Origin of the sequence: Streptosporangium sp. NPDC006013 (assembly GCF_040614275.1) — a bacterium.
GTDB lineage: Bacteria > Actinomycetota > Actinomycetes > Streptosporangiales > Streptosporangiaceae > Streptosporangium.
Genome location: NZ_JBEXUE010000571.1, coordinates 1 through 5,794, shown reverse-complemented (window position 1 = coordinate 5,794; position 5,794 = coordinate 1). Strand labels below are relative to the sequence as shown.

The window sequence follows — 5,794 nt, the reverse complement described above, 5'->3', positions numbered from 1 at the left end:
CCCAGGCAAGGCCGGCAGTGAGATTGGCCAGGCGTCCTGCAGAGTCGACCTGGAGGTCCTCGGGTATCTCGGCGAGCCCTTCCTCAGCGAGGCGGACGAGCGGGGCGAGAACCGGCCCCGCGGGCGAGCTACCCGGCCGCCACCCCGCGCGAAGCGCCGAGGTGCGCCGGAATCGCGGGAGTCACCACCTCACGCCACGTCGAGCCGGGTGGCGTCTCCATCCGCGAGCAGACCCCCACGGTTTCGAGCGCCCGGCGATAGGCGTTCGTCTGCCTCTCCGGCGATCCGGCCCGCCCCCAGAGGTCGCCGATCTCGCGCCAGAGCCTGGCCGACTGCCTGTCGGTGAGGGAGGCCGACGCGGTGGCCGGGTCGGCGAGTGCCTCCTGCGCCTCCGCCAGCGCCGGGCCGCCGTCTTTGGAGCGTGCCAAGGCGAGCTCGGCCAGGACCACGTACGCCATGGCCGGCACCGCCCCGCGCACACCGGCGAGCAGGCCGAGAGCCCGGTCCGACAGGTCGGCGGCGGCGTCCACGTCGCCGGCGCGCAGCCGCACGCGGGAGAGCACGATCAGGCTCCGGGCGTGTTCGACCGCCCCGGGTGACAGGCGCGTGAGGACCTCGGCCGCGGAGGCGGCGAACTCGCCCGCCCGGTCAAGGCCGGCGTCCTCGGGGCTCGCGGCGGTGATCCACGCCCAGCACATCGCGCTCCGGGCGTAGTCGGAGGCCATCTGGGTGGACCGGCCGGCGGCGATGGCGTCCTCCGCGAGCCGCAGGGCCAGCGCGGAGTCCTTCTCCGCCGCGGCCGCGCTGGCCTGCCACAGGCCGAGAACCTCCGGACCGCGGTCGACGGCCTCGGGCGTGCCGGACGCCGACAGCACGCGCTCGGCATATGCCAGGTCGATCTCCGTCTCGGCGAGCAGCACGGCGAGGTCGAGAGCCAGGGCGCCCTGGTCGAGCCCGAGCCGAACGGCCTGTGCCAGGGCGTTCAGCCCGAGATCCCGGGCGCGTAGCGCGTCACCGGCTCGGTGGTAGCAGCGGCAGAGCGCCACGACGACCGGCAGGTCGGCAAGGCGCTCGGGATGCGCCGCGGCCTCGCGGCGAAGCCGCTCGTAGGCCTCGACCGCCTGCGCCGTGTACCCCTGGGCCTCCAGCGCACGAGCCTGGCCGAACCTCGCCTGCGCGGCGAGAGCGGCGTTGTCGTCGCCCGCGGCCCTGACCGTTTCCGCGAAACGATCGGCCGCCACGGCCGGATCCCCGTGACACAACTCCAGCTCGGCGTGGCGCAGGGCGAGCCCGGTGTCGACGCGCTGGTGCGGCTCGATCCCGTGGAGCAGGAACTCGATGCCGCAGCCGAGCCGCTCGGCGAGCAGGCGCGTGACGTTCGGAGTGGGATTCCGCTTCCCTGACTCGATGAGCGAAACATAACTGTCAGACAGGTCCGGCCCGGCCAGCTGCGCCTGGGACATGTGCTTGCTCAACCGCAATCTGCGGATGCGGTCACCGATGCTTGCTTGACTGGCCATCAGCACACCCGTTCCGCCGGCGGCACGATGAGATCCACGCCCCACTCCTTACGCACGGTTTATTGTCAATTACAGTAGATCGTACTGCCCTTTGTGGCCAGCATTGTCGCGGTCCAAATGAGATCACGAACAGCTCACGACCTCGCCCGGCCCCGCCATGAGATCGCAGCCGTGCGCGCGACCACGACGGTCGCGGCCCGTTTCTGACCCCGTCGCGAGATCCCCGGTACAGGTGAGCGGTCATGGCCGTTCCCGTCCGCTTTCCGGTGCCACCTCGGTGAGGGCGGCCGGCCGGGACGACGGGAACCCCCGGTCCGCCCCGGTGCCACGGTCATGACCGGGTGACGGGCCTGGGACCTCAGGCAGGTGTGAGGATCACCACCGGGATGTCGCGGTCGGTCTTGCGCTGGTAGCCGGCGTACTCGGCGTGGATGCCGACCATCTGCCGCCACAGCGCGGGCTTCTCCTCGGCGGTCGCGGTCCGCGCGAGGGCCGTGAACGTCTCGGCTTCCACCTGCACCTCGACCTGGGGCAGGGCCAGCAGGTTGTGGTACCACAGCGGGTGGCCGGTGGCCCCTCCGTTGGAGGCGACGACCACGTAGGCGTCACCGTCACGACCGTAGATCAGCGGGGTGCGCCGGCGCACCCCGGACCTGCGGCCGACCGTCGTCAGCAGCAGCGTCGGCCGGCCGTGATAGAGGTGGCCCTCCGCGCCGTTCGACTCGACGTACCTGCGGGCGTGCTTGGCGACCCAACCGGTGGGGGAGTCGGTGATCTCATCGCTCATGCCGCGCACGCTATCGGCCACCGGCGACATTTCTTGATCCGGTCCTTCCTGCCCGCACCCGCGAGGGCGGCCGAACACCGGGAAGCGCCACGCGGGTGTCATCCGGCCCGCTCTCCAGGAGCACATCGGACGTGGCCGTCGTGCCAGGACGCCCGGACCAGTGCCCGTTCCGTGACCGTGAGATGGACGGCGGCGGCGAGCCACGTCCAGGCGTACCGGTCGCCGCCGGAGTCGGCCAGGCGGCCGAACACGTCGCGGGTGCGGCGGTCGGCCTCCGCGGTGAGCGCGTCGACGAGGTCGGCGGCGGTCTCGAAGCCCGCGCGGCGGAGCGCGGCCCGCTGGGCGAGGGAATCACCCCGCGCGGACTCCGCGACCGCCCGCCGCCCGCCGGAGACGGCCAGCTCCACCAGGCGGCGCGCCCGCCACAGGGGTGCGGCCGCCACCGGGTCCGTACCGGCCTCGGCCGCCTCCTCCCGGAGCCGGCAGTCCTCGCGAGACGGGAGGTGGGAACCTCGCAGGCGGTCGTATCCGAGATCGGCGCGGTCCATCCACTCGGCGGGCAGGCGCAACGTCGGACCGGCTCCGGGAACCGGCCCGATCGCGAGCGGGCGCAGGGTGGCGGCCCTGTCGGGGTCCAACCTGCCGATCACCCGTACCCTCAGCCCCGGCCTGGACGCGAGCTGCCGCAGGTTGGCGACATGGGCCAGATCGGGATGGGAGTCAGCCGGCGCGAGCCGGACCAGCGGTCCCCGGAGGGAGCCGTCGGCGCCGGAACGTCCGGCGGACACGGGGAACGCATCCGCTCCGCCCCCCGGCTCCGCACGGGGCGGCAGCTCGCGGGCGAGCACCCGGTCTCCCTCGGCACCGACGATCACCAGGTCGCATCCGACCGGCTGCCCCGCTCCCCCGCCGTCCTGCGGATCGCCCCAGGGGTCCCCGGAGAACGTCACGCCGGCGGTCTCGGCGAGCGGCCTGGCGAACAGGGCCGCCAGCGGCGAGGCCGACCAGGACAGACCCGCGACGGGGTTGGCCCGCACGCCGCGACCCGCGCCGAGACGGCCCTCGGGCGAGATCGTCGCGCCGGAGATCAGCAGTCCCCCTCTGGCCAGCTGTGCGTGGTCGAGAGCCGCGGCGCCGAGCGCGACCGTGGCGGTGGCGGCACCGCGGGCACGCGCCGATCCTCCGGGCCTGACGTCGGCGACGGAGAACCAGCGGCCATCCTCGGCGACGAGGTGGGTGACCACCCCTCCGTAGCCGGTTACGCTGATCACCGGTTCCCGGCAGACCCCGTACACCTTCAGCGCCTCGCCCTGCCGGTAGGCGCGGCGCGCGGTTCCCACCAGGGCGGGATCGGGGTCGGCCGCGGCGAGCCTGCCTGCGGTCAGCAGGAGTTCCCTGAGCGCGGAGACCAGGTCGGCCAGGCGGTGGCCGTCATGGCGTGCGCGAGCGGCACGCAGGCCGCGCACGACGCGCAGGGCAGCGGCCTCGGCCCTGTGCAGGCCCGCCAGCCTGGCGGTGTGGGCAGCGCGGAGCAGCTCCGCTTGGGGTACCGCCCCGGCACCGGGCACCCCGCCTCCGAGCACCGCGGCGGCGGCGTCCCACAACCCGGCCGCGGCGGCCACCTGCCTGGCCCCGGGACCGGCCTCCGTGGTGGCCCTCCCGATCGTGTTCTGTGCAGTTTCCTGGCCGGTGGCCGGGGCGAGGGGCGCGCCCGGGTCCGCGTCCGAACCGGGTGATGCGTCGGCGACCGGCTCGGAGGTCTCGAGCAGGCCGGCCTCCGCGACCGGGCAGGCGCTCAGTACGTCGGCGCGGTGCAGGCAGCGGGGCGCGAGCAGGCAGCCGCACCGGGCCGCGCCGGGGTCGGCGATCGTCCCCGAAGGGCCCGGAGTGAGGGTGACCACCGCGTCCTCGCCCCAGCTGATGGAGACGACCTGCCCTGAGGCGGTGGCGGCGAGCCCGGCGCAGCGCTCGATCGCCGCGTCGAGCTTCTTCCGCAGCCTGGGCGTGAGGTCCTCTACCGCCGAGGCGACCACATGCGGCTCCACCGGTGGCAGTTGCCCGGCCGGGGAGGCGGAGGCTGGCAGGTTCAACGGGTCTCTCCTCGAAGGCGGTCGCCCACCCAGCGGGCGAGGGCGAGCGGGCTGAGTGCGGCGACGGGCATCCCGGCCGCGACGAGCTGACGCGCGACGGGCACCGAGTAGCGCGGGGCCCCGGTGTCGTCCAGGGCGGCGCAGCCCAGCAGGTGCACGCCGGAGGAGACGAGGGAGCGGACCTCGCCGAGAAGCCCTCCGAGCGGGTAGCCCTCCTCGAAGTCGCTGACCACCACGACGAGCGTGCGACTCGGCACGGTGACCAGGGAGCGCGCGTGGGCGAGCCCGGCGGCGATGTGGGTACCGCCGCCGACCCGCACGTCGAGCAGCAGGGACAGCGGATCGGCGACCCGGTCGGTCAGGTCGATCACCTGGGTGGAGAAGGCCAGGAAATGGGTGGAGAGGGTGGGAACGCCTCCCAGGACGGCCGCGGTCAGCGCGGACCAGACCACCGAGGCCTCCATCGAGCCCGAGACGTCGACCACGAAGACCAGCCGCCAGTCGGCCTCGTTGCGTACCCGCGTGCTGAAGACCGGCCGTTCCGGGACGACGAGAACCCTGCCGTCGCCGGTCCTGCGGGTGTGCGCCAGGTTGGCCCGGAGGGTGGCGGGCAGGTTGAGCCGGCCGCCGGGACGGCGGGTGGGACGTGGCGTCGCCAGGCCGGTGAGCGCAGGGCGCATCCGGGTGGCCAGCTCCCTGGCCAGCTCGGCGACCAGGCGGCGGACCAGCGGACGGAGCCGGGCCAGCCGCTGCTCGGGCAGCCCGCCCGCCAGGGACAGGACAGAGGTCAGCAGCTCGATCGACGGGCGTACCGTGTCGGGGTCGAGCTCGGACAGTACGTCGGTCCGCCCGCCGTCGGCCGCACGGGCCAGCACCTCCTCCCGCACCTCGGTTCCGAACAGGGCGTCGAGTTCCGCTGCCCACTCGCGCGCGGAGGGGAAGGACACGCCCTGCCCGCCACCGTCGCCGCCGGGCCCGAAGTCGGCCGCTCCCTCTCCCTTCCCCATCCCGTACAGCTCGTCCAGGGCGTCCGCGTAACGCCTGGCGTCGGCGGGCAGTCGCCCGGTCTCCCTGCCGAGGAGCAGCCGCCACCGGTCGGCCGGAGCGAGTCGCCGCGAGGCGGCCTCCCCGCCCGCCGCGGGTGCGGCCGGCCTTCCCGCGGGCACGGCCGGGGAGGCCGGCTCCCCGGCGACCGTGATCGCCTCGGCCGGCGTAGGGGGGAGGCCGGGCACGCGGAGCCGCAGGGCGTTCAGCGCGGCCAGCCCGGCGGCGTCCGCGGCGGTCCAAAGGGCCAGGGTCTCGGCCGAACTCGTCCTGCTCCTGCCGGGAGACGCCCTTCAGCCCGGCCAGGTTCTCCGCGGTCTGGCCCATCGCCACGTAGATGTCGGGCAGCAGGC

4 protein-coding genes are annotated in these 5,794 nt (G+C 74.5%); all 4 read right to left on the bottom strand.

All coding sequences use genetic code 11. The features are described 5' to 3' along the window. Positions 1 to 128 precede the first annotated feature (128 nt). Complete coding sequence (locus ABZ260_RS45195; RefSeq protein ID WP_355630457.1) at positions 129 to 1,520, bottom strand: helix-turn-helix transcriptional regulator; 1,392 nt, start codon at positions 1,518 to 1,520, stop codon at positions 129 to 131. 358 nt (positions 1,521 to 1,878) lie between these two features. Then, entirely contained in the window at positions 1,879 to 2,307 is a 429-nt protein-coding gene (locus ABZ260_RS45190) for a nitroreductase family deazaflavin-dependent oxidoreductase (RefSeq protein WP_355630454.1), read from the bottom strand. A gap of 98 nt (positions 2,308 to 2,405) precedes the next feature. Next, the gene (locus tag ABZ260_RS45185) at positions 2,406 to 4,397 is read right to left on the bottom strand and encodes a hypothetical protein (protein WP_355630460.1); all 1,992 of its coding nucleotides are present in this window, start codon (positions 4,395 to 4,397) and stop codon (positions 2,406 to 2,408) included. Further along, positions 4,394 to 5,629 carry a VWA domain-containing protein gene (locus ABZ260_RS45180; protein ID WP_355630451.1) on the bottom strand — a complete coding sequence of 412 codons (1,236 nt, stop codon included), beginning with the start codon at positions 5,627 to 5,629 and terminating at the stop codon, positions 4,394 to 4,396. The genes ABZ260_RS45185 and ABZ260_RS45180 overlap by 4 nt, the downstream gene beginning before the upstream one ends. Between the last annotated feature and the right edge of the window lie 165 nt (positions 5,630 to 5,794).

Coding starts and splice junctions, on each gene's coding strand:
- ABZ260_RS45195 (WP_355630457.1), bottom strand. CDS start 1,520: ATGGCCAGTCAAGCAAGCATCGGTGACCGCATCCGCAGATTGCGGTTG.
- ABZ260_RS45190 (WP_355630454.1), bottom strand. CDS start 2,307: ATGAGCGATGAGATCACCGACTCCCCCACCGGTTGGGTCGCCAAGCAC.